This is a genomic window from Limimaricola soesokkakensis, assembly GCF_900172345.1.
Taxonomy (GTDB): domain Bacteria; phylum Pseudomonadota; class Alphaproteobacteria; order Rhodobacterales; family Rhodobacteraceae; genus Limimaricola; species Limimaricola soesokkakensis.
The window spans coordinates 1-23508 of sequence record NZ_FWFY01000011.1; the positions used below are offsets into that span (position 1 = coordinate 1).

The following is a 23508-nucleotide window of genomic DNA, read 5'->3' on the forward strand; positions in this document are numbered from 1 at the left end:
GTCGGTTCGCTCCGGACATGGTCGCTTGATCTCGCGCCCGAACATCTGCGCGCTCGGAGAATGGATTGGTAGAAGGATCATTCGAACCTGCCTTCGCCCGGATTGCGATCGAAAGTCGGCTTCGGGCCGATCGCTGCAGGGTTCGCACTGCCGCACATGCAGCACCGACTTGGCGTCTCATGGTCAGTTTGTGCTCGGAGCGGACATGCGGCAGCGCGGGGGATCAGACCTCACGTAGAATGTGCGACGTCGACGCGAACGGCCAAGACCTGTCGTATGTTCTGGGATGTCTGCCGCGGCGGCCGCTCCACAAAGCTCCTATTGAACCCGAGCGCAGCATGGCGCCATCTCAAATGGTCGAGCCTGCGGAGGCAGCCGGGAGCGCCACAGAGAACGTGTCTCCGTCCCGCCAGCATTCGCCGTCCGAACGGCCTTGTAGCCGCCCCTCGCCCTATCTCCGCAGCCCCGCCTGTTCCCGCGCCATGACGGCATGGAACGCCGGACGATCGGCGCAACGCCTGATCCAGCCCCGGAGAGCCGGCTGCTCCGGCATCGCGTCGGGAAGCCATTGGAAGGGGCTCGATAGCAGCAGGTCGACCGCCGAGTAATCCTCTCCGAGAAGATAGGGCTGGCTGTCCAGCGCCTCGGCCAGCCGGGCGAAGACGGCCTCTAGATCGCGGAAGGTCGCGTGCAGGATGGGGTGATCGATTGTCGCCCAGTCGTGAACCAGAACCGGCTCCATCACGCCCTGATAATAGAACAGCCAACTCAGGAACGTCCCGCGCTGCGGATGCCCGACGGGGCGGCCGAGCGCAGTTTCGGGAAATCGGTCCGTCAGGTAGGCGATGATCGCACCGCGCTCGCGCACATGGTCCTCGCCGTCGGTCAGGTAGGGCACCTTGCCCTCGGGATGCGGATTGCGCGGGTCCGGACCGCCGTTCCCATCCTGTCGCGCGACCGTCACCTCGACCACGTCGATACGGTCGGCGATGCCCATCTCCTCGATCAGGACGAGGATCGAGGTCGAGCGGGAGTTTGGGGCGTGGTAGAGGGTCGGCATGAGGCTCTCCTGAAATCGGATCATGCCTTGCTATAGCCGCGACCTGCTGACAGTTTCCGTCAGCATGGCCCGGACCGACCGCCTCATGCGCCTGATGGATGCGCTGCGCCGCCTGCCCGCACCGGTCACCGCCACGCGGCTGGCGGTGGAGACGGGCGTGTCGCGGCGACAGCTCTACCGGGACATCGCCACGCTGCGCGCGGGCGGCGCCCTGATCGATGGGGAGGCTGGTGTGGGCTACAGGTTGACCGGAGATCCCGCCCTGCCGCCGCAGAGCTTCTCGCGACTGGAGATCGAGGCGCTGGTCCTCGCCGTGGGAGAATTGCGCCAGACGGGCGACGCGGCGCTGGAGGCTGCGGGCCGCATGGCTCTTGCTCGGATCATCGCCACGCTGGCGGACGAACAGTCGCGGCAAGCCATGCACACCGTCCTGCGCAGCTTCCGTCCGCCGCCAGCCCGCGTAGATATTAGCGTGGACATGTCGCTTCTGCGGCGCGCCTGCTGGGAGGAACTGGCGCTCGACATGCGGTATCGCGATCTCGAGGGCCGGGTCACGCGACGCGAGGTCTGGCCACTGGGCCTCAGCTATTCGGACCGCGCTCTGAAGCTGCTGGCCTGGTGCTGCCTGCGGCGGGACTGGCGCGTATTCCACGCCCCGGGGATCGAGGACGCCTGCCTTAACGGGCGCAGCTTCAGGCCCCGACGCGTGACCTTGATGCGCGACTACGCGGCGCGGCAGGCCGCTTCCGGGTCCTCCGCGAAAGCGTAGGCGCGACAGATCTGGCCTGGGAGTGACTCGTTGTCGTCATCCTGGTGATGCGGGGACCATGACCGTCCGGCTCAGGCCTTCCCGGCGGACATCGCGGCGATCGATTGGCGTCGCCCCCGCCCCATCGGCTCACGCCTTTCCATTGCAAGAGCCGGGGGGACGATGGCGGCGACAGCGTCGTTCATCCACTTTCCCTCCTGTGCCAGGAGGGAAACCCACTCAGCGCCCGGAAGGCGAAGCCCCGGTAGCGGCGGTCTCGCCTGATCGAAACGAGGCGCTGTTGCATCCGGTGATGGCGGGGGCCTCGCGGATGAGCTCCAAGTCGGTCAGCGCGGCCACCATGAACAGCGCAAAGTCGGTGCGCCGGGTCAGATTGCTCGCAAGGAGCGGATCGCCGACATGGCGGGCCCAAACCGGCAACCCCTCGCTCGGGCCCTCCTCGAGATCCGAGCCACGCACCACGGTCCAGGCGCGATCCGAGGCGAAGACAAGATCAGTCGCGCGGACCTGGTCGTCGAGATCGACGAGCCGCAGCGCCTTGAGGATCGGCGTGCCGAACCTGACGATAGCGCGGATCTTCCAACCGTAGCGGTCGCGGCCGTCGCGGCTGATGTGCCAGCCGCAGGAGAACACCGGCCGCGCACCGGGCGGGGCGAGGTCGAGTACGGCGCGCGCGGTGCCTGACGCGTAGTCCTGCACGCCCCAGGGCGCGAGAACCACCAGCACGCCATCGCAGCCGCGCGTGGCCGCCTCGATCACCGCGCGGTCGTCGGTGCGGCCGGGATGCACGGTGATGCGGCCCTCGAACCGGGCGAGCTTGCCGACGCTTTCCGAGCGACAGACGCCCGTGACCTCGTAGCCGCGCGCCAGCGCGTGTTCGGTCATGTATTGCCCGAGCTTGCCCGAGATGCCGACGATGCAGATGCGTTTCATGGGAGATCTCCTTGCGATCGGGGTCAGGCCGCGACGTGACGCGATACGGGGATGTGCGGGCCGCGGATCAGCAGCCCGAGCGCGAAGCCGATCTCGGCCAGCGTCACGACGAGCAGCAGCGCGATCTTCACTGCTTCGAGCGCGGCGGCGTCCGGCAGGGCGAACATCTGCACGCTGTCGACGAGGTAGCCCGTGCCGCCGAGGATCAGGCCGAGACCCAAGAGTCGTGGATAGAACCCTGAGCGTAGGATCAGCGTGCCCAACAGCATCAGATGCAGCCAGAAGAAGACCTGCCAGATCCAGACGCCGGCATCATGGACGTGCCGCATCAGGCCGGCCAGTTCGAACCGCTGCGCCGCGCTGAAGCTGTCGAGCGGCACCTTGCCGTCGGCCAGCGCCAGCGACGCGGCATGGAAGAACAGCATCGCCGCCATCACCGCGACCATCATCAGCCGCGCGTAGGAAGAGGCGAGCGAGAGCGTCGCGTTCACGGGCCGGAACATGAAGTATAGCGTGACCGAGACGAACACCTCGGCGGTCATCATCACCACGTCGCCCACGAGGCCTGCATGGAACAGGCCGCGCCGCTCGGCGATGTTGGCGAAGGTGGCCGCCGGGTCGCCGGCAACGTTCAGCACGCCCGGCACGTAGAGGATCGAAAAGCCTCCGGCAAAGGCGATGAGGAGATAGAGCGACCCGGTCAGGCGGGCATAGACGCGGGAGGAAGGGTCTCGAAGAGCATGCATCGCGGGCCTCCTTTCGGCGTGACGTTGCGGCATGCGAACCTTCTACGCCCCGTCGTCCCTGGGGGGAATTGACCGGTCTTGCCGAACTGGTATGCAAATATGCATGGATTGGCGAAGCGTCACCTTCGACTGGAACCGAGCGCGGGCCTTTCTCGTGACGGCCGAGGAAGGCTCCCTCTCGGCTGCCGCCCGCGCCCTGAAGCTGGCGCAACCGACGCTTGGCCGGCAGGTCGAGGCGCTGGAGACCGAGCTTGGGGTCGCGTTGTTCGAACGCTCGGGCCGCGGGCTGCGCCTGACGCCTTCCGGGCACGAATTGCTCGAGCATGCGCGGATCATGGGCGAAGGCGCCCGCGCCCTTCATCTCGCCGCCTGGGGCCAGACCGAAGTGCTAGAGGGCGAGGTGGCGATCTCCGCTTCAGACGCCTATGCCAGCTATCTTCTGCCGCCGATCCTCGCGCGGCTGCATCGGGCCGAACCGCGCATCCGGATCGAGGTAGTGGTGTCCAACGCCTTGTCGGATCTGTCGCGGCGCGAGGCGGATATCGCAGTGCGCAATGTCCGGCCGACCGAGCCCGATCTGATCGCGCGCCGGGTCCGCGACGCCTCGGCGCGGCTCTACGCGGCGCCCCACTACCTGGACCGCCTGGGGCGGCCCGGCACGGCCGCTGGTTTCTCCTCGGCGGAATTCATCGAGATCGACGCCTCGGGCAGTCTCATGAAGCTGCTCAATACCAAGGGCTTTGCCCTCGACGCGGGAAACTTTCCCTATAGGTGCCGCAGCTTCACGGTGATGTGGGAGCTGGTGCGGCAGGGCATGGGGATCGGCATCCTCGACGACCGCATCGGCGACGCCGACCCCTTGGTCGAGCGCGCCCTGCCGGATTTCGCGCCGGTCGACTTCCCGGTCTGGATCGTCGCCCATCGCGACATCGCCCGGTCCCGCCGCCTACGAGTGGTCTTCGAGGCGTTGGCGGACAGCTTCGGCGCTTGAGACAGGCCATCATGCATCGCGCGAACCGTACAGCCTGAACTCGAACCCCCTGAGGAGTCGGCTCGACGAAGTAGTTGGATATTTGTCGGAACTGCGTGTCCAGCCGCACGCCTCGAACGTGTTGGCCTCGAAACTCAGCAAGACGGAAGGACCGGCTTTCAGCAGGGACGCGACATGCGGCCCCATGATCTTTCTCGGCTTCGTCGAGAGCTTCAACGGCCGGCTCCGGGACGAGCTGCTCAATGAGGTGCTGTTCTCGACGCTCGGCGATGCCCGGCGTCAGATCCAGGCATGGCAGCTCGATTACAATCTGCAACGCCCCCCATTCGGCTATGGGCAACATCCCACCCGCCGAGTTTGCCATGAGAACAGCACTGGAACAGTAGGCTGCATAGCCTCAGAAATCACCCACGGATTCTCCGTCAAACCAGAGGAAAGACGGGTCTCAGGTCATTCGCCCTCCTCATGATGGCACAAATCCATCTCGGCAAACAGGGCCCTTCATTGGAGGCATTCCAAGAGGAAACCCCTTGAACCATTACAAAATCGGAGGAGGTTACTAATAGCCAGAATGAATGTTGGGTCATATCGCCCATTAAGCATCGACGGCATCGTTGACTTCTGGCTCTGATCCCCGACCCTGAAGGCATGGTCCTCTGTATTTTACAAACACCCATAGATACAGCAAACCAAACTGCAAAGGCCATACGGCGTCAATCTGTCGATAGGCAATCCGCCATTGGCCGCAAGCATATTTCATGCATGACCCGCCTTGGCGGTTCGCCGCTGACGCACCCCGTATGCCAAGCGAGGAGTGACAAGTAGATGAAAAGACATGAGAGGATACTTTAGATGTAAGTAGCGCTGGAAATCGGCCCATGCCGATTGGGCGCTCGCACATATCATTTAGTAAATCTAATCCTCGGGAATTTAATGACGATTTTCAGGCAATCTCAAGCGAGCATTGCCCGTTTCCCCGACCTATGGTGGAGCGCAGGATGGAGTTTAATTTTCGCCTGATGGTTTATGTTCCTAATCTGCTGAGCGCAGTTCTTATATATCTCTTCAGTACTGGGATTGCGCCTGCACAGGACGGCAAGCCGATTTTTCCGAGCTTCACTGATCCTATAGCGACAGACGATCTCCTGGGACGAGTCGTAAGTTCGCGAGACCTCCCCGTCGCGGATGCTACAGTTTACCTCGTTCCGATTGGCATGATCGACATGACGCCGATAACGGCCTCGGCAGTGTTCGATGAGCCATATGCGGCCGATGCGTATGACGAGCCTCTGGAAGATGCGATTGCAAGGCATCGCGACCAGCTCCCTAGCGGAAAAACAGATCAGCAGGGTCATTTCCGGATATTCGACATCCCGGATGGCCGCTTCTTCGTCTATGTCGCGATCGCCGACGGCGATGTCGAGCACCTGCCCGGTGGCGACAAGAGCCGCGCCTCCTACGATGCGCAGGAGCTTCGCGGGCATGAAAAAAGGATCCAGCTGTCGAGCCGCCCGCCGCCCCATGCCGAATACATCGGCAGCACCGAATGCCTGGAATGTCACGAGGAGCAGGCGGCATGGAAGCAGACGGGGCACAAGCTTGCATGGTCACGTCCCGGCAATCCGGGACCGCACCAGGATTTCTCGCAGTTCCCGGACTTCTTCGAGGCACTCGAGTCGTGGATCGAGGCTGAATCGTATGACGGCGGCACCCGTCTCGAGATCGGCGACTACAACCCGGAGGCCCGCGGCAACGTGAAGTTCAAGATCCGCCTCGCCGATGATGATAGGGTGGAGATTGAGAAGATATACGCGGACATCTATTTCTGGAAGAGCGCGCAGGACGGCGAATACTATATCACGGTCGAGAACCGCCTGAACGAAAGCGATCCTGCCAGCCCGGCCCATCTGAAGATCGAGATGGTCTACGGAGGCGCGGTCCTGCGTCAGAGATACATGGTCTCGGTCCCGGAATCATTGGGGGATCGGCAAGGCATATATACGCTACTGCAATTCCACCCCAACGGGGACGATCGCCGGCTGACCCATAATCGACGCGTCTGGCGAGACTACAAGTTCAACTATTGGTGGAGCAAGGGCGAGGACGGCGAATACGGGACCTCCGATGACCGGATCACTGCGCCCGCCGTGAACGAGAACACGATCCAGGCTATGTGTGCCGCCTGCCATGTCACTGGGTACGAACGCTACCTCGACGAGGAGACGGGACAGGCGCTTGTACGCGGGGTCAACGATCCGAACGGCGCTTTCAACATTGACGACGATCCCGAGATGGACGAGGTCAATGTCGGATGCGAGACCTGCCATGGCCCCCGGCTCCGAGCATGCGGCGTTCGCCGGGTTGGGAGAAAACTTCCCGTCCCACATGGTCAATCCCGCCTACCTTTCCGTCGAACGGGAGACGGCGGTCTGCGGCCGCTGTCACGACCGCCGGCAAGGTCCGGGCGGCCCCACCCTCGGCTACACCCAACCGATTAACGAGGACGGCGAGATGATGCCGCCGGGGCTGAGCCGGCACACCATGATCACCGAGTACAGCGTGACGCGCGGCCCCATCCCCGGCCGTCACATCTGGGTCGACGACATCCATTCCCGCAATCCGCACCAGCAATACGCGGATTACATGAAATCGGGTATGTATCGAAACGACCGGCGGATGGTCGGATGCAGCGATTGTCACGACATGCATGGCGGCACCGGCTTTCGGCGCTCGCTCGTCGGCGATCCCGACGACGCGTCGTCGCCGCTCTGCCAGAACTGTCATGCCGTCGACATCAACGCGCACATGCAGCACCAGCTCGGCAGCGAGATGAAGGGCGCGGCAGGAACGCGCTGCGTCGACTGCCATATGCCCGGAACGGCCATCCATGGAGGTGACTCGGGACGCTTCGGACGTATGGTTAGCGCTCCGCCCTACTATGACACGCTCACCGAAGAGATAAACGCCTACCTGCAGGGGGATATCAATTCCCACGTGTTCGACGTCCCACGCACGACGACCGTCGGCGTTCAAGGCGAATTGCCGGGCAACGCGATGCCGATCCCCTACACCTCGGCCTGCGGCACCTGCCACGACGTTTCCGAAATTCAGCACAAGTGAGATGTGCATATGCTGGGTCGATTTCTTGCTGCGGTGACCTTGGGCGCATTGATTGCGGTGCCGGGCAGCCATGCCCGTGCGAATGGCGACAGCGTCATCGAGTATCGCCAGCATCTGATGCGGGCGATCGGCGGCCATATGGCTGCCGTCGCTGCCGTCGTTAAGGGGCGTCTGCCGCTGACCGAGCACATAGCGGAACACGCGGAACTCATCGAGAAAGCGGCGGAACTCGTTCCTGCCGCATTCGAGGAACAGGTGAGCGACGGATTGACGGACGCGCAGCCCGAGATCTGGAGCAAGATGGACGAGTTCGTCGAATTGAATGCGGAGATGGCTCAGGCCAGCGCGGCGCTTGCCAATGCAGCCGAAGAGGGCGACATGCGAGATATCGCGATGGCGATGCAAAGCCTCGGCAAATCCTGCGGATCCTGTCACCAACCCTTCCGAAAGCCAAAGGAAGAAAGCTACAAGCAACCGAGATAGGCGAACCCGTCTGATGTTAGCTATCCGAACGTCAAAAATGACCAAGCCTATTATCTGGCTATTCGGCATAAGCGTCGCCGCCGCGGCTTTCGGCTACGCCTTCATTCTTCCGGGCTTGGGGCAAACAGCAAAGAACGTTGATCTGAACGCCTATTCGGCTGATGTAGAGCGCGGGGCATACGTGTTGCGCATGGGTGGCTGCGTCGTCTGCCATACCGATATCGACAACGGTGGTGTTTTTCTGGCCGGCGGCGCCGGGCTGGAAACGCCGTTCGGCACATTCTACGCCCCCAATATCACGCCGGATACGGAACACGGCATCGGTGCGATGTCACTCGAGGATTTCTACGTTGCCATGACCGCAGGTGTGACTCCGGATGGCGAGCATTATTTTCCCAGCTTTCCCTACACCAGCTACGGGCACTTCAAAACCGAAGATATCGTCGATCTAAAGGCCTATCTGGATACGGTTGAGCCGGTGGCTAGGCCGAGCCAGCCGCACGAACTGATCTGGCCATTCTCGAACCGACAATTCGTGGGGGTCTGGAAAAGCCTCTATCACACTCCCGAACCGTTCGTTCCCAACGACGCGGAGTCGGCAAGCTGGAATCGTGGCGCGTATCTCGTGAACGGACCGGGTCACTGCGGCGAGTGCCATACTGCAAGAAATCTCATTGGCGGGATGAGCACCAATACTCTTGAGGGCACTGGCAAGAGTTCGTTCTCATCTGGCGCCCCGGCCATTGCAGGCAGCCGATCCACGATACGCGATTGGAGCCTCAACGACCTGGTGTTCTACCTCCAGCTTGGGCTGACACCGGATGGTGACGTATCCGGCGGCAAAATGATCGACGTGATCGAGCACGGCACAAGTCATCTGACGGGAGAAGATCTCGAGGCCATCGCTACTTATTTGAAAAGCCTCTAGCAGCATAGGGTATTTCCGAGCGCGGAAAGAGACCTGCCGTTGGCCAATGCGGCTGCGGCACTCCCTGGCACCCTCGGAGCAAGGCAAGATCAAGCGCCGGTACAAGATTATGAAGAACCGCATGCTGTTCTCGAACGCCCATCTCCTAAGGGCGCTGAAGGACGCCATGGCAGCCTTCTCTGGCCCTTAAAACCATCACGCAACTTAACACCTGTTGACGCCTATCTCGGCAGGACAGAGACCGCTCTCAATCGCCGATAGGAGACCAATGTTACTACCGTCGATACGCGCCGCTTTCTGCTCAGCATATCGGGATACGAACCGAGCCCCGGTTGAGCCAGACCCGCCGTTCGATGCCAGGCCCTCGCGTCGCAAATCATCTGGTGACAGGCAACGCGCAGGCGGCGAGCAGTCAACGATTTGAGCTTTTCATAGACTCCACCCGTCAATGCTGCTTCATCCCCTCTCGTGGGTCGTGTCGGACATACTCTTTCCACCGTTTCGCCAAGGCCTTCATTTCGGCATCCACATGCTTCGGCAATCGGATCGACAGCCGGACATACTGGTCGCCTGCCGGCCGCTTCGCTCGGCGGATGCCCTTGCCCTTGAGCCGGACCCGCTGACCCGAAGAAGCACCTTCCGGCAGCTTCATCGAGACCGGCCCCCAGATCGTCGGCACCTCGACCCGGTCCCCAAGCACCGCCTCATCAAAGCTAATGGGCAATTCGATCTCGATGTCGTCGCCATTGCGTGAGAACAGCGGGTGCGGGAGGACTCGCGCTTCCACATAGGCATCACCCGAGGGGCCACCATGCAGGCCGGGCGCGCCCTTCCCCTTCAAGCGGAGCACCTGCCCGTCACGCAGGCCGGCCGGTATCCGCAGTTCGATCGCACGGCCGTCCGGCATGGTGACGTCTCGCGTCGCACCACGGGCAGCGTCGAGGAAATCGACCTCGATGTTGTAGCGAAGATCCGCGCCCGGTGCGCCGAAGGGCGCTGAGCGGCGGCCACGCGTGACCCGCCCGCCGAACAGATCGGCGAAGATGTCGGAGACATCTTCAAAGGCGCCGAAGGGCGCGTCGTCCGGACCAGTTCCCCCTGCCGCGGCGCCTGCATAGCTCCAGCGGGGGTCCAGACGCGCCCGCTCCTGCCCGTTCGCGTCGATCTCGCCCGCGTCGAAGAGGCGACGCTTTTTCGGATCACCGAGAATGTCGTAGGCCGCGCCGACGCGTTGAAACTCCGCCTGCGTGGTCGCGTCACCCTGCGACAGGTCCGGGTGCAGCTTCTTCGCGAGCCTGCGATAGGCCTTCTTGATCTCGGCCTGCGAGGCGTCACGTTTGACGCCGAGGGTCTCATAGGGATCGTGTGTCATTCTTCATCACTCCGAACGGCCCGAACCGGCCGAACACTTCACATAAACCGTAGCGGTCTTCCCCTGCCCGGGCGGGCGGCGGCCTGCCGGTCGGGCGCGCGCAGCGCCGCGATCCGGGCCTCAAGGGGTGGATGGCTGGCGAATAGCGCCTGCACCCGACCTGCGTCGAAAGCCATGGCCCGCATTTCGTCGGGCATGGGCGGGGCATGCCGCAGGCCCCGAAGCCGCTCCAGCGCGGCGATCATGTTGTCGCGCCCGGCCAGCGCGGCCCCACCGGCATCCGCCCGGAACTCGCGCCAGCGCGAGAACCACATGACGATCGCCGTCGCCAGCACCCCCAGAACCATCTCGGTCACCAGCGCGAAGATCCAGTAGCCCGGCCCATGGCCGCGCTCGATCCGCAGCAGCAGCCGGTCGACCAGGAACCCCGCCAGTCGCGACAGGAACACCACGAAGGTGTTCACCACGCCCTGGATCAGCGCCAGCGTCACCATGTCGCCATTCGCGGCATGGGCGACCTCGTGGCCGAGCACCGCTCCTATCTCCTCTCGCCGCATATTCGCGAGCAGACCGGTGCTCACCGCGATCAGCGCCTCGTCGCGCCGCCAGCCGGTGGCAAAGGCATTGGGCGACGGGTGATCGAAGATCCCGACCTCGGGCATCGCGATCCCGGCGCGCAGCGCCTGCTCCCGCACCGTCTGGAGCAACCAGCTCTCGGTCGGGCTGCGTGGGGTCTCGATCACCCGCACGCGCATCGCGGCCTTGGCCATCGGCTTCGACAGGACAAGCGAGACGAGCGATCCGCCGAAGCCGATCACCGCGGCGAATATCAGCAGCGCCGTCAGGTCGAGATCGACGCCGTTCGCCGCGAGCAGCCCCTCGATTCCCAATACCCGAAACGCCAGGGACAGCACGACAAGCACCGCGAGGTTCGTGCCGAAAAACAGCGCCAGCCGCAGCATGGCTCAGCCCTCCTGCGGCTCCGGCGCGGCGCTGACCGTCACCCGGGCGGGGCGGATCAGCCGCCGGCCGATGGCATAGCCCGGGCGGTGCAGCACAAGCACCCGACCGGCCTCGACGCCCTCCCTGACCTGCGTGTCGATCGCCTCGTGATGGGCCGGGTCGAAGGCGGCGTCATCGGGCGCGATGATCCGCACGTCGAGCGCCTTCATCGCGGTGTCGAAGCAACTCCGGATCCGCTCCAGCCCTTCCAGATGCTGGGCGACGCGCTTGTCTTTCGCATCCGGTCCCGACCGGGCCGCCTCGATACCGAGCGCCAGCGCGTCGAAACCGGGCGTCAGTGCCTCGATGGCCAGAGCGATGCCGTGGTCCCGGCCCTCGATGCGGGCGGCCTCGGCCCGCTTGCGGGCGTTCTCGGCTTCGGCCATCGCGCGCTTCCAGCGATCGGTCAGCTCGGCGATCCTTGCCTCATGCGTTGCGTGGCCCCCGCCGCCATCGCTAGGCTCGGGCTGCGACGCGGTCGCGGGTTCGAGCGTGTCGCTCTCGAATTCGTTCTTCCTGTCCTCGAAATCTTCCATTTCCTACCTCCTTTCCTTCGTTGCGCTTCAGCGCATCACCAGAAAGATCCGGGCCGAGCCGCGCTGCACCGTCAGTGCGAGCGCCCCTTCGACCCCTGCCAATTGCCGGCGCAGCTCGACCAGCGATCCGACCGGGGCACGGTTCACCGCAAGGATCACGTCGCCAGCCATCAACCCCGACCGCGCCGCGCGGCTGCCGGGATCGACCCGCGCCACCAGCACACCCGGTTCGCCGCCGAACATCGGATCACCCGGCTCCAGGTCACGCAGCTCTGCGCCCGACAGCCGATCCATCGCCCGATCATCCGTGAGCGAGGCGACCAGCCCGCCCTCGCGCAATTTGGCTTCGATCGTCACCGCGTCACCGTCGCGGATCACCTCCAGCTCGACCGGGCTGCCGATCCGCTTCAGGCCGATCTGGCTGCGCAGGTCGGCCGAGCCCGCGACCGGGCGGCCATCGACCGAGACGATCAGGTCGCCGGGCTCCAGCCCTGCCTCCTCGGCGGCGCTGCCGGGTTCCACCTGCGTCACCACCGCACCCAGTCCAGACTCGATCCCCAGCGCTTCGGCGAGGTCCGGTGTGAAATCCTGAATCATCACGCCGAGCTGGCCGCGCCGCACCTCGCCGAACTCGACCAGCTGATCCATCACCGCGTGGGCCATATTGGCCGGAACGGCGAACCCGATGCCGACATTGCCGCCAGAGGGCGCGATGATCGCGGTGTTGATGCCGACGAGCCGCCCGTCGAGCGTTACCAGCGCCCCACCCGAGTTGCCAGGATTGATCGAGGCATCGGTCTGGATGAAGTCCTCGTAGCCGTCGACGTTGAGGCCGCTGCGCCCCAGCGCGCTGACAATGCCGGATGTGACGGTCTGACCCAGCCCGAACGGGTTGCCGATGGCGAGCACGTAGTCGCCCACCTCCAGCCGGTCGCTGTCGCCGAGTTCCAGTTCGGCGATATCCTCGGCTTCGATCTGCAAAAGCGCGATGTCGGTACCGGGATCGCTGCCGACCAGCTCCGCCTCGAAGCGGCGGCGGTCCTTCAGCGTCACCACTATCCTGTCGCCCTCCGCGACGACATGATGGTTGGTAAGCACGTAGCCTTCCTCGGCGTCGACGATGACGCCCGAACCCGCGCTCATCTGCTGGCGTGGCGAGGGCTGGGGCATCGGCGGCAGGTCGAAATAGCGCCGGAAGAAGGGATCGGCGAAGAGCGGGTTGCTCTCCACGTCCTGTCGTGTCTCGACCGAAATGTTGACGACGGCGGGCGTCACCTCGGCCAGAAGCGGCGCGAGGGTCGGCAGGCCGTCATCGTTCAGGAACAGCGGGCGGTCTGGCGTTTGGGCCACCATGGGGTTGGCGGCCAGCAACGTCACGCAGAGCGCCGCCAGCCAGCGACGCAGGACGATCCAGGGGCTGGGCACGGGACCGGGCATCGTCTCCTCCTTGACTGATGAAGCGAACTGGGCGCCCGGTCGCCACCGGCCGCCCGAACGGGCTCAGGCGGCCTTGACGGGGATGCGCTTGACGCGCGCCTGCGCCTCGGCGGTCTTCGGCAGGCTGACCTTGAGCACGCCTTTTTCGAAGCGCGCCTCGGCCTTGTCGGCATCGACCCCCGGCGGCAGCGGAATGGTGCGCGCGAAGGCACCAAAGGAGCGCTCGGACAGATAGACGCCCTTGCGCTTTTCCTCGTGCTCGACTTTCTTCTCGCCCCGGATCGTCATCACGTCGCCGGACAGAGAGATGTCGACATCCTCGACATTCATGCCGGGTAGTTCGACCGCCACCTCGATGCCGTTATCGGTCTCGGTGACGTCGGCGCTGGGACCGAACAGGCCGATCGGGCCGCGCTGGCCGTTCCGACCGTTATCGACCTTGTGCCAGAACTCCTCGAACACGTGGTTGATGTCGCGTTGAAGCATGGCGAGCGGGCTGGTGGTGCCGCCATCGCCATTGGCCGGGGTCTTAGGTTTCTCACGACCCCAGGGAATGAGATCGCTGATATGCATGTCGTGTTTTCCTCCTTGGTTCGGATCAGGACGTCAATTCGCCCTGACCTTGATCTTCTTCGGCTTGGCCTCGGGCGCGCGTGGCAATTCGAGCCGCAGCACGCCGTGCTTGAAATCGGCCTTGATCTTCGACTGGTCGACCTCGTCAGACAGGGTGAAGACCCGGATGTAGTCACCCTCGCGGTATTCGGTCGACAGCCGCCGGTAGCCCTCGGGGGCATGCGGCCGCACCTTGCCCTGAAGCGTCAGCACCTGCCGCTCCAGCGTCACGTCGACATCCTCGGGCGCGACGCCCGGCATGTCGGCCATGATCACGGTGGTGCCATTCGTCTCGAATATGTCGACCGCGGGGGTGAAGCTCATCGCCATGCGGTCCTTGCCGGTCTCGGTCATTTCGCGTCCTTCCTGACGCGCAACTTCCTGTGCCATGTTCTCCTCCTTTCTCCTGCGATCTCAGGACGACTTGATCTCAATGCGCTTGGGTTTGTCCTCTTCCGGGCGCTGCATCTCCACCGTCAGCACACCGTTCGCGAACCGGGCCTCGACCCGGTCGGGGGCGATGCGGAACGGAAGTTCGATGCTGCGGGAGAAACGCCCCTGCGGGCGCTCGCGGCGATGCCATGTCGCGTCCTCGCCGGTCTGCGGCTCGGGATAGTGGCCCGACAGCGTGACGATGCCGTCCTTCACGGTGAGTTCGATATCGTCCTGCGACAGGCCCGGAAGCTCGGCGGTCAGCACGATGCTGTCCTGCCCGGCCCAGAAGTTGATCGCGGGCTGGCCGTCGCGCGGCGTCGTGCCGAAACCCTCGAACATGCGGTTCATGTCGCGCTGCATCCGCCGCATGTCGGCAAAGGGGTCCGGCATGCCGTAGGGCGCGAAGGATGTCTGTAGCATTGGTTTCCTCCTTTCCTGTGGCGTCCATCCGTCGGATCGCGGGGCCGCGGCGACACGCGCAGCGGCGGCGCACGATCGATCGATGCGAGGATGTCCCGGAAAGGCAGGTTGCAGGGCGGAGCACTGCTGTCGGCCGGCGCGCCTCATGGCACCGCCGCCGGATCGGCAGCCGACGGGAAGGCCGCGATGCGCCGAACCTCCGTCTGTCCACTACCCGGGGACCCGCCTCCGGCATCCCCGAGGCGCATGTGGGAATCGCGAATTCTGCTGTCAAGCCCGGATCTGGAAAATCGGCGGGGCATCGCCCACATGCCGACCGAACGCAGGATCTGGTCGGGGAAGGAGGATAAGATGGACCAGAAGAACAAGATCAATCTGTGGTATTTCGTGCTGGCCCTCTTCGGGGTCGTGCTGCTGCACGACCTGTGGGTCGGTGCGCAGCGGATCGAGCCGATCCCCTATAGCCGCTTCGAGCAGCTGGTCGATAACGGGCTCGTCGACCAAGTGGTGATCGGCTCCGACAGGATCACCGGCAGCTTCACCGTCCCGCAGAACGGCAAGACCGAATTCGTGACGACGCGGGTCGAGCCCGGCCTTGCAGAGCGACTGCACGACAGCGGCGTGACCTTTACCGGCGCGGTCGAGAACACGTGGCTCGGCACGATCCTGTCATGGGTAGTGCCGGCTGCGGTCTTCGTCGGGCTGTGGGTTCTGGTGATCCGCAAGTTTGCCGAGAAACAGGGCTTCGGCGGCATGATGTCGATCGGCAAGAGCCGGGCCAAGGTCTATGTCGAGACGGATACCAAGACCCGGTTCGAGGACGTCGCCGGGGTCGACGAGGCGAAGGCCGAGTTGCAGGAGATCGTCGAGTTCCTGAAGGACCCCGTGAGCTACGGTGCGCTCGGGGCACGGATGCCCAAGGGTGTGTTGCTGGTAGGTCCGCCGGGCACCGGCAAGACGATGCTGGCGCGGGCCGTGGCGGGCGAGGCCGGGGTGCCGTTCTTCTCGATCTCGGGCTCGGAGTTCGTGGAGATGTTCGTGGGCGTCGGAGCCGCCCGGGTACGCGACCTGTTCGAACAGGCTCGTGCCAAGGCCCCGGCGATCATCTTCGTCGACGAGCTCGACGCCTTGGGCCGCGCCCGCGGCAGCATGCCGGGGGTCGGCGGCCATGATGAGCGCGAGCAGACGTTGAACCAGCTCCTGACCGAGCTCGACGGTTTCGACCCCTCGAGCGGGCTGGTGCTGCTTGCGGCGACCAACCGCCCCGAGATCCTCGACCCGGCCCTGCTTCGTGCAGGCCGCTTCGACCGGCAGGTGCTGGTCGATCGCCCCGACCGGCCGGGTCGCGAGGCGATCCTGAAGGTCCACATGAGGAAGATCCGCGTCGGCGCTGATGTCGAGATCGGTCAGCTGGCGGGCCTCACCACCGGCTTTTCGGGCGCGGACCTCGCCAACCTCGTCAACGAGGCGGCGCTGCTGGCCACCCGCAGGCGTGCCGGCCGGGTGGCGATGGAGGACTTCACCAACGCAATCGAACGGATCGTGGCGGGGCTGGAAAAGCGCAACCGGCTCCTGAATCCGCGCGAGCGCGAGATCGTCGCCTATCACGAGATGGGCCATGCGCTGACGGCGATGGCATTGCCGGGGGTGGACGAGGTGCACAAGGTCTCGATCATCCCGCGCGGTATCGGCGCGCTCGGCTACACGATCCAGCGGCCCACCGAGGATCGCTTCCTGATGACCCGCGAGGAGTTGGAGAACAAGATCGCCGTGCTGCTCGGCGGTCGGGCCGCGGAGCTCCTGGTCTTCGATCATCTCTCCACCGGCGCGGCGGACGATCTGGCCCGCGCGACCGACATCGCCCGCGCCATGGCGACCCGCTACGGCATGGTAGATGATCTGGGTTTCGTCAGCTACGAGGCCCCGCAGCGCGAATTTCTCGGCCAGCGCCCCGGCGCGACGGAGGCGCGCTATGGCCCCGAAACCGCCGAGCGGATCGATGCCGCGGTGCGCGACATCATCGCTCGTGTCCACGACCGGGTGCTGATGCTGCTCGGGGCCAATCGCCGGCTGCTCGAGCGCTCCGCCGACGAACTTCTGGAGAGTGAGACCCTAACGGATCAGGAACTGGCCCGCTACCGCGATGAGCTGCGGCGGGAGCCGGAACCGATGCGCGAGACCGCCTGATCAGGCGGCTGCGTCGCCGGGATGCAAAGGCGGGCCGATCCGGTCCGCCCAGAGCGGCGGCGGATCGCTGGCCGGGAAGCTTCCGATAAGCGCCTCGTCAAGCGGCTCGATCCCGGCTCGAGCATCATCGGTTCGAGCCTCGTGGCCGGGTCCGGATCTCGGCTTCCGCTCGCTGACGAAGCGCTCTGCGTTGCTCTTCAAGACCGGCTCACGCTCCTGCGCCGGCAACACGATCGGCTGCCAGCCGCGCTGCCTGCAATAAAGAAGCCCGGCTTCGCGGCTTGGAAACCGCAACTCGATTTGCCGGTCAGGATCGGTATCGCTGACCCAGCCCATCCGCGGCTCCCGCTCGTGCGGGTGCCGCGGATCGATGCGAAGAACCCAGTGACGCGGTGCCGGCCCGGATTGGGTCGGCATGCGGGATGGCCGGTAGAGAATGACGGCAGGCGCTTCGCAAAGCGCGACAGCTCCGGTTTCGCCGCGATCCGCTGCACCCGCGATCGCAGGGCGTCCTAGCGACATCTGAGCGAGCGGTAAGAGACGGGATGTCCTTTCCATGTTTCCCCCCATGTTCAAAGGGATCGTTCGGCAGATATGTAGGGCTCGGTCCGAGGGTCGCGAAGACCTCGGTTGCCCTATAATCAAGGGTTGAACTCTCCACCTTTGCCGGCGAGGCATCAGCGGGTCTGCCGCGGCTGCACAGTCGACGATCCACCAGCTCGCGGGGCTCGTTCATCCATGAATGCGCCAACTGCCGCCTCCCCTCCCGGGAGCAGGGAACGAGGGGGCGCGTCCACTCGTTTCTTGGCATCGCGGGCGTGGTGCCCGCAGGTGACGAGGTTCATCATGAAGACCCTGAACGACGCATTCGAACATACGCTGCAAGACATCTACTACGCCGAAAACGCACTCACCAAGGCGCTACCGAAAATGGCCAAGGCCGCGGGTGCCGCCCATCTACAGGAGGCCCTGAAGACGCATCTGGCCGAGACCAAGGAGCAGATCAAGCTGCTCGATCGGGTCTTCGAGGCGATCGGCAAGAAGGCCGAAGGCGAGAAGTGCGATGCCATCGAAGGGCTGATCAAGGAGACCGAGAGCATCATAGACGAAGCCGAAGGCGCGGCCCTCGATGCGATGCTGATCGGCGCGGCCCAGGCGGTCGAGCACTATGAGATCGCCCGTTACGGCACGCTCCGGGAATGGGCGCGGCAGCTCGGTAAGGACGAAGCCCATGACCTGCTGACGCAGATCCTCGATCAGGAGAAGGCGACGAACGCCAAGCTGACCGCGCTTGCCGTAGGCGAGGTCAACGCCGCGAGGCCGCGAAAGGCGACCGCCTAGGCCTGATAGCGATCGGTGGTAAGAGGCCACCTCCGCGCTCTCGCAGGAAACTGCGAGAGCGCTTCCCATGAGATGTGCATGTCGCTGTGGCCATCAGCAACGGCTCGGAGATTCGGTCGCTTCGCAGACCGCAAGCTGGAACCGATAGCAGGTGCTATGAACCGGTCGGCGCGATATCGAGGTCGCGGTTTGGGTCTCCCGATCGGGGATGTCGTGGCCGATCCAGCCTCAAGATCGACCACACCCGCCTTGATGAAGGCAATCGGACTTCAACCGCAGATCAATCTTGGTCGAGCAGGAGTTTTCCCTTAGCGGCCCCGGACTCGCTGTCGCATCGCTGACGGGGTGCCCCGGGATCGGCATGACCGGCCGCAAGGCGAGGCTGCGTCAATGCGCCGGTGCTTTCGATGTGAAGGCGCTCATCACCGCGACGATCACGCCCCCGACCGCGAGGCCCACGATCCCCATCATCGTCGCACCGGTCAGCCAGCCGAGAGCCGCGGGCAGGATCGGCACATGCGCGGCGACGAAATGGGTGGCGATCTCGATGAGATGCTCGGGCTGCGAGATGTGATAGGTCTCGAGGCCGTGGATCAGAATGCCGCCGCTGACCCAGAGCATCGCGGCGGTACCGACGACGGAAAGCAGCTTCAGCACGTAGGGCATGCCCTTGACCAGCATCCGGCCGAAGGCCGGCAGCAGACCGTCCGGCCCCCGAGCCGCCAAGGCTACGCCGAGGTCGTCGGCCTTCACGATGATCGCGACGGCGCCATAGACGATGAAGGTGATGAAGATACCGACCAGGCCCAGAACCAGGGCCTGCGTCACGAATGGCTGATCGGCCACGGTCGAGAGCGTCAGTGCCATGATCTCGGCCGAGAGGATGAAATCGGTGCGGATCGCGCCCTTGACCGTGGTCGCTTCGTCGAGCGGCACCTTTTCGGCCGTCCCGTGACCATGGCCCAGAAGCACTTCGGCGATCTTCTCGGCGCCCTCATAGGCGAGGTAGAAACCGCCCAGCATCAACAACGGCGTGATCGCCCATGGCGCGAGGAAGCTCAGCGCCAGCGCGGCAGGCAAAAGCACCAGAAGCTTGTTGCGCAGCGAACCGATGCCGATCTTGCGGATGATCGGCAACTCGCGATCGGCCGCGAAGCCCAGCACGTATTTCGGAGTGACGGCCGCATCGTCGATCACCACACCGGCGGATTTGGAGCCGGCCTTGAGCGTGGCGGCAGCGACATCGTCGAGCGACGCCGCCGCGGCTCTGGCGATCAGGGCGACGTCGTCGAGAAGGGCGAACAATCCGGAACTCATGGGCCTGCCATTGATGTGAAACTGCGATTCTGATCGAGACTAACCCGGTTCAACGGCCGATGCGGCGTTTGGGTCGACGCGTACCGGGAATTTTTCGCTTGCAGCGGGATCGTCGGGTCGCCTGCCTAACTCCACCCCCTGCCCGAGCCGATGCGCGGAATGCATTGCCGTCTTGGCAGCGACGCCGATCCACACCACTCTGCGCGCCGAGGTGGGCTGGCGCACAAGGCGTGCGAGCCCCGTGACATCCATCGAGGACGCAGATGACACTGACTGCCGAAACCACCGCTGCCCTGCGCGAGGTGACCACCGCCACGCTGACCACGATCCTTCTCAAGAAGGGCCTGCGCAATGTCTGGATTCGCGGCGCCATGCCGATGCGCGAGGGCGAGGACCGCGTTGTCGGTCCCGCCTTTACCTTCCGCTTCGTGCCGGCGCGCGAGGATCTGGCCACCCCGGCCTCGTGGGGTAGCCCGATCTCGACCCGCGCCGCGATCGAGGAGATGCCCGAAGGCGCGATCGCAGTGATCGACGCCATGGGCATCACAGATGCCGGGGTATTCGGTGACATCCTCTGTGCGCGGATGGTCAAGCGCGGCGCCGCCGGGCTGATCACCGACGGGGTGATCCGCGACCGCGCGGGCGTGATGCAGACCGGCCTGCCCATCTGGGCGCGCGGCGCCGCAGCGCCGCCCTCCGTCGCCGGGCTGACCTTCACCGGCTGGCAGGAGACGGTGGGCTGCGGCGGCGTCTGCGTGGTGCCGGGCGACGTGATCGTCGCCGATGCCGACGGCGCGGTGGTGATCCCCGCCGCCATGGTCGAGGAGGTGACGGCCGAGGCGATCGAACAGGAGCGCATGGAGGGCTGGATCGTCGAGGAGGTCGAGCGCGGCGAGAAGCTGCCCGGCCTCTACCCGATGAACGAGGCGACCCGCGCCCGTTACGCCGCCTGGAAAGAGGGTCAGCGATGATCTCCGCCGAGACGCGCGGCGTCTTCGCCATCGCCCCCACCCCTTTTATGCCCGGCGGCGCGCTGGATGTCGCCTCGCTTGGCCGGATGACCGAACGCTACGCGGGCTATGGCGTCGACGGGCTGACGATCCTCGGTATCATGGGCGAGGCGCAGAAGCTGGAGCCGGAGGAGAGCCTTGCCGTCGTGCGCGAGGTGGTCGCGCATGCTGGCAGCCTGCCAGTCGTGGTCGGCGTCTCGGCGCCGGGTTTTGCCGCAATGAAGCGGCTGTCGAACGCCGCCATGGAGATGGGGGCTGCAGGCGTCATGATGACGCCGCCCGCGGCGATGCGGACCGACGACCAGATCGCGGGATGGTTTGCCCAAGCCGTGGCGCAGATCGGGACGGACGTGCCCTTCGTGCTGCAGGACCATCCCACCGCGACGGGCGTGGTGATGTCGACGAATGTGATCCGCCGCGTGGTCGAGGAGAACCCCTCCTGCGTGATGCTCAAACACGAGGACTGGCCCGGGCTCGAAAAGATTTCGACGATCCGGCGCTGGCAGAAGCAGGGCGACATGCGCGACCTGTCGATCCTGTGCGGCAATGGCGCACTGTTCCTGGATCTGGAGATGGGCCGCGGTGCGGATGGCGCGATGACCGGTTACGCCTTCCCCGAGATGCTGCGCCGGGTGGTGGATCTCGCGCCCCGCGACCGAGACGCCGCGCAGGACATCTTCGACGCCCATCTGCCGCTTCTGCGGTACGAGCACCAGCCGGGCGTCGGCCTCGCGGTGCGCAAGCGCATCCTGGCGAGGCGCGGCTTCATCGCGCATGCCGATCTGCGCGCGCCGGACGCGCCTTGCAGCGAGGCCGCCTGCGCCGAGATCGACTATCTGCTGGAGCGCCTGGCGGCCCGCGATCCGGGCTGCGGGCTCTAGGTGGCGCTATCGTCGTCGCGGCCCTTGTAGCCGGTCGCGACGACGAATTTTTCCGAGCTGTCGGATCGCGAAGCCGGCGGCTTCACGTTCTGCACCTTCTCGAACTTCTGCTTGAGCAGCTGCTGCAGGCTGCCTTCGGCGCCGCCCGCCAGCACCTTGGCGACGAAGGTGCCGCCCGGGCTCAGCACGTCGAAGGCGAAATGGGCCGCCGCCTCGCAAAGCGCGATGATCCGAAGGTGGTCGGTCTGCTTGTGGCCCGAGGCCGCGGCGGCCATGTCGGACATCACCACGTCGGCACCGCCGCCCAGCCATTCCTTGACCTTGAGGTCGGCGTCATCCTCCATGAAGTCGAGCTGGTGGATCTCGGCCCCGGCAATCGGCTCGACCTCCTGCAGGTCGATGCCCAGCACCGAACCCACCGATTTACCCGATTTTGCGCCGAGGGAGTTCACCCGCGCCACCGCCACCTGGCACCAGCCGCCGGGGGCACAGCCAAGATCGACCACCCGCGCGCCGGGCACGAGAAAGCGGAACTTGTCGTCGAGTTCGATGATCTTGTAGGCGGCACGACCGCGATAGCCCTCGGCCTTGGCGCGCTTGACATAGGGGTCGTTGAGCTGGCGTTCCAGCCAGAGCTTGGAGCTCATCTTGCGGCCACGCGCGGTCTTGACCTTAACGGTCAGGTCGCGCTGTCCGCGCCCGGAGGTGTTGCCGGTGCCCGCGCCGGGCTTCTTGGGTGTCTTGGCCATGCGGGGCACTCCTGATCAGAGGCCCCGACTATGCCAAGCATGGGTGACGGGGCAAGCCCCGCCCCGTCAACAATGCGCAAAACGCGGCAAGGTCATGGGATACCACGCTCCCGCCCCCGAAGCTCAGGCGCGGCGGCGGCGACGCCCGCCATCGCGACCGCCACGCCCCTCGCCCGGCACGCCCGGCGGCCGGTTGAAGCGGATCCATTCCGCCCCCGACGGGTCGTTGTTGGTCAGGAAGTTCGCGGCGCGGATCGCGCTCATCTCGCCACCCGGCTGCGCCTCTCGGCTGCCGATGCCCATGAGCCGACAGAAGGTCTCGTCGTCCATCTCCTCGGGGACCACGATGCCCGCGGCCTCTAGCTCGGCCTTCTTCTCGGCGATCTTCGAAAGCGGCGTCGGCAGCGCGCAGGGATTCATGATCGCGCTCGTCATGCCCGAGGCCATCGCCATCGGCAGGAAAGCGTTGTTAATGCCATGCCGGTTCGGCAGGCCGAAGGAGATGTTCGAGGCGCCACAGGTCGTGTTGACGCCCAACTCGTCGCGCAGGCGGCGAACCAGCGCGAACACCTGCAGACCGGCGGTCGCCATGGCGCCGATCGGCATCACCAGTGGATCGACCACGATGTCGTGTGCGGGGATGCCGAAATCGGCGGCGCGCTCGACGATCTTCTTGGCCACCGCGAACCGCACGTCGGGGTCCTCGGAAATGCCGGTGTCGTCGTTCGAGATCGCCACAACCGGCACGTTGTATTTCTTGACCAGCGGCAACACGAGTTCGAGCCGATCCTCTTCGCCGGTGACCGAGTTCAACAAGGGCCGCCCCTGCGCCGCCGCGAGGCCGGCCTCGAGCGCCGCCGGAACCGAGCTGTCGATGCACAGCGGCACGTCGACGAGGCCTTGCACCAGCTCGATCATCTTCGTCATGAGCGGCGGCTCGGTTTCGTTGGGGTTGGGGTTGGAGTTGTAGACCACCCCCGCATTGACATCGAGCATGGTGGCGCCGCAGGCGACCTGCGCGATGGCATCCTTCTCGACGGTCGAGAAATCGCCCGCCTCGAGCTCGGCCGCAAGCTTCTTGCGCCCCGTCGGATTGATCCTTTCGCCGATCACGCAGAACGGCTGGTCGAAGCCGATGATCGCGGTTTTCGTTTTCGATTCAACGATCGTACGGGTCAT

General features: G+C 65.1%; 24 protein-coding genes and 1 pseudogene. 11 read left to right on the top strand and 14 right to left on the bottom strand.

Annotated features, from left to right (window positions below):
* Window positions 1-451 precede the first annotated feature (451 nt).
* Window positions 452-1060, bottom strand: coding sequence for a glutathione S-transferase family protein (locus LOS8367_RS15160; protein ID WP_085897500.1), 609 nt, complete (start codon window positions 1058-1060; stop codon window positions 452-454).
* Window positions 1061-1124: 64 nt separating this feature from the next.
* On the opposite strand from LOS8367_RS15160, the gene LOS8367_RS15165 reads away from it, so the two are divergent.
* On the top strand, window positions 1125-1829 hold the full coding sequence (locus LOS8367_RS15165) for a helix-turn-helix transcriptional regulator (protein WP_085897501.1): 705 nt from the start codon (window positions 1125-1127) through the stop codon (window positions 1827-1829).
* Between the two features lie 219 nt (window positions 1830-2048).
* On the opposite strand, the gene LOS8367_RS15170 is transcribed toward LOS8367_RS15165, so the two are convergent.
* On the bottom strand, window positions 2049-2762 hold the full coding sequence (locus LOS8367_RS15170; protein WP_085897390.1) for an NAD(P)-dependent oxidoreductase: 714 nt from the start codon (window positions 2760-2762) through the stop codon (window positions 2049-2051).
* A 23-nt stretch (window positions 2763-2785) separates the two neighbouring features.
* Complete coding sequence (locus LOS8367_RS15175; RefSeq protein ID WP_085897391.1) at window positions 2786-3508, bottom strand: DUF4386 domain-containing protein; 723 nt, start codon at window positions 3506-3508, stop codon at window positions 2786-2788.
* A 103-nt stretch (window positions 3509-3611) separates the two neighbouring features.
* Here LOS8367_RS15175 and LOS8367_RS15180 point away from each other — a divergent pair, with 103 nt between their 5' ends.
* The 6 genes and pseudogenes from LOS8367_RS15180 to LOS8367_RS15210 all read left to right on the top strand — a co-directional run bounded on the left by LOS8367_RS15180 (window position 3612) and on the right by LOS8367_RS15210 (window position 9030).
* Entirely contained in the window at window positions 3612-4499 is an 888-nt protein-coding gene (locus LOS8367_RS15180; RefSeq protein ID WP_242665616.1) for a LysR family transcriptional regulator, read from the top strand.
* Window positions 4500-4698: 199 nt separating this feature from the next.
* Window positions 4699-4861 (top strand): annotated as a pseudogene (locus LOS8367_RS15185) (integrase core domain-containing protein); the annotation flags it as partial.
* A gap of 852 nt (window positions 4862-5713) precedes the next feature.
* Window positions 5714-6997 (top strand): multiheme c-type cytochrome, encoded by a 1284-nt coding sequence (locus LOS8367_RS18725; RefSeq protein WP_165761492.1) that lies wholly within the window; start codon window positions 5714-5716, stop codon window positions 6995-6997.
* Between the two features lie 16 nt (window positions 6998-7013).
* A complete protein-coding gene (locus tag LOS8367_RS15200; RefSeq protein ID WP_165761493.1) occupies window positions 7014-7619 on the top strand; it encodes a cytochrome c3 family protein in 606 nt (201 codons plus the stop codon).
* Between the two features lie 9 nt (window positions 7620-7628).
* Window positions 7629-8102 (top strand): c-type cytochrome, encoded by a 474-nt coding sequence (locus LOS8367_RS15205; RefSeq protein ID WP_085897397.1) that lies wholly within the window; start codon window positions 7629-7631, stop codon window positions 8100-8102.
* A gap of 37 nt (window positions 8103-8139) precedes the next feature.
* The gene (locus LOS8367_RS15210) at window positions 8140-9030 is read left to right on the top strand and encodes a c-type cytochrome (protein WP_133056346.1); all 891 of its coding nucleotides are present in this window, start codon (window positions 8140-8142) and stop codon (window positions 9028-9030) included.
* A gap of 445 nt (window positions 9031-9475) precedes the next feature.
* On the opposite strand, the gene LOS8367_RS15215 is transcribed toward LOS8367_RS15210, so the two are convergent.
* The 7 genes from LOS8367_RS15215 to LOS8367_RS15245 form a co-directional block, all read right to left on the bottom strand.
* Window positions 9476-10402, bottom strand: a complete 927-nt coding sequence (locus tag LOS8367_RS15215; protein WP_085897399.1) for a DnaJ C-terminal domain-containing protein — start codon at window positions 10400-10402, stop codon at window positions 9476-9478.
* Between the two features lie 38 nt (window positions 10403-10440).
* Entirely contained in the window at window positions 10441-11364 is a 924-nt protein-coding gene (gene htpX, locus LOS8367_RS15220) for a protease HtpX (protein ID WP_085897400.1), read from the bottom strand.
* 3 nt (window positions 11365-11367) lie between these two features.
* The gene (locus LOS8367_RS15225; protein WP_085897401.1) at window positions 11368-11940 is read right to left on the bottom strand and encodes a nucleotide exchange factor GrpE; all 573 of its coding nucleotides are present in this window, start codon (window positions 11938-11940) and stop codon (window positions 11368-11370) included.
* Between the two features lie 27 nt (window positions 11941-11967).
* Window positions 11968-13377, bottom strand: coding sequence for a DegQ family serine endoprotease (locus LOS8367_RS15230; protein ID WP_085897402.1), 1410 nt, complete (start codon window positions 13375-13377; stop codon window positions 11968-11970).
* Window positions 13378-13440: 63 nt separating this feature from the next.
* Window positions 13441-13950 (bottom strand): Hsp20/alpha crystallin family protein, encoded by a 510-nt coding sequence (locus tag LOS8367_RS15235; RefSeq protein WP_085897403.1) that lies wholly within the window; start codon window positions 13948-13950, stop codon window positions 13441-13443.
* A gap of 33 nt (window positions 13951-13983) precedes the next feature.
* Entirely contained in the window at window positions 13984-14379 is a 396-nt protein-coding gene (locus LOS8367_RS15240) for an Hsp20/alpha crystallin family protein (protein WP_085897404.1), read from the bottom strand.
* 24 nt (window positions 14380-14403) lie between these two features.
* Entirely contained in the window at window positions 14404-14844 is a 441-nt protein-coding gene (locus LOS8367_RS15245; protein ID WP_085897405.1) for an Hsp20/alpha crystallin family protein, read from the bottom strand.
* A 351-nt stretch (window positions 14845-15195) separates the two neighbouring features.
* Here LOS8367_RS15245 and ftsH point away from each other — a divergent pair, with 351 nt between their 5' ends.
* Window positions 15196-17031, top strand: coding sequence for an ATP-dependent zinc metalloprotease FtsH (gene ftsH / locus LOS8367_RS15250; RefSeq protein WP_085897406.1), 1836 nt, complete (start codon window positions 15196-15198; stop codon window positions 17029-17031).
* On the opposite strand, the gene LOS8367_RS15255 is transcribed toward ftsH, so the two are convergent.
* Entirely contained in the window at window positions 17032-17709 is a 678-nt protein-coding gene (locus LOS8367_RS15255) for an NADH dehydrogenase ubiquinone Fe-S protein 4 (RefSeq protein WP_085897407.1), read from the bottom strand.
* 168 nt (window positions 17710-17877) lie between these two features.
* Here LOS8367_RS15255 and LOS8367_RS15260 point away from each other — a divergent pair, with 168 nt between their 5' ends.
* The gene (locus LOS8367_RS15260; protein WP_085897408.1) at window positions 17878-18372 is read left to right on the top strand and encodes a YciE/YciF ferroxidase family protein; all 495 of its coding nucleotides are present in this window, start codon (window positions 17878-17880) and stop codon (window positions 18370-18372) included.
* 387 nt (window positions 18373-18759) lie between these two features.
* Here the strand turns inward: LOS8367_RS15260 and LOS8367_RS15265 are convergent, their stop codons facing one another.
* Window positions 18760-19689 carry a DUF808 domain-containing protein gene (locus LOS8367_RS15265; protein WP_085897409.1) on the bottom strand — a complete coding sequence of 310 codons (930 nt, stop codon included), beginning with the start codon at window positions 19687-19689 and terminating at the stop codon, window positions 18760-18762.
* Window positions 19690-19952: 263 nt separating this feature from the next.
* Here LOS8367_RS15265 and LOS8367_RS15270 point away from each other — a divergent pair, with 263 nt between their 5' ends.
* Entirely contained in the window at window positions 19953-20660 is a 708-nt protein-coding gene (locus LOS8367_RS15270; protein ID WP_085897410.1) for a ribonuclease activity regulator RraA, read from the top strand.
* Window positions 20657-21580 carry a dihydrodipicolinate synthase family protein gene (locus LOS8367_RS15275; protein WP_085897411.1) on the top strand — a complete coding sequence of 308 codons (924 nt, stop codon included), beginning with the start codon at window positions 20657-20659 and terminating at the stop codon, window positions 21578-21580. Before LOS8367_RS15270 ends, LOS8367_RS15275 begins: the two co-directional genes overlap by 4 nt.
* Here LOS8367_RS15275 and LOS8367_RS15280 read toward each other — a convergent pair.
* Window positions 21577-22329, bottom strand: a complete 753-nt coding sequence (locus LOS8367_RS15280; RefSeq protein ID WP_085897412.1) for an RlmE family RNA methyltransferase — start codon at window positions 22327-22329, stop codon at window positions 21577-21579. The two genes, LOS8367_RS15275 and LOS8367_RS15280, sit on opposite strands and share 4 nt — an antisense overlap.
* Before the next feature lie 123 nt (window positions 22330-22452).
* Window positions 22453-23508, bottom strand: a complete 1056-nt coding sequence (locus tag LOS8367_RS15285) for a methyltetrahydrofolate cobalamin methyltransferase (protein ID WP_085897413.1) — start codon at window positions 23506-23508, stop codon at window positions 22453-22455.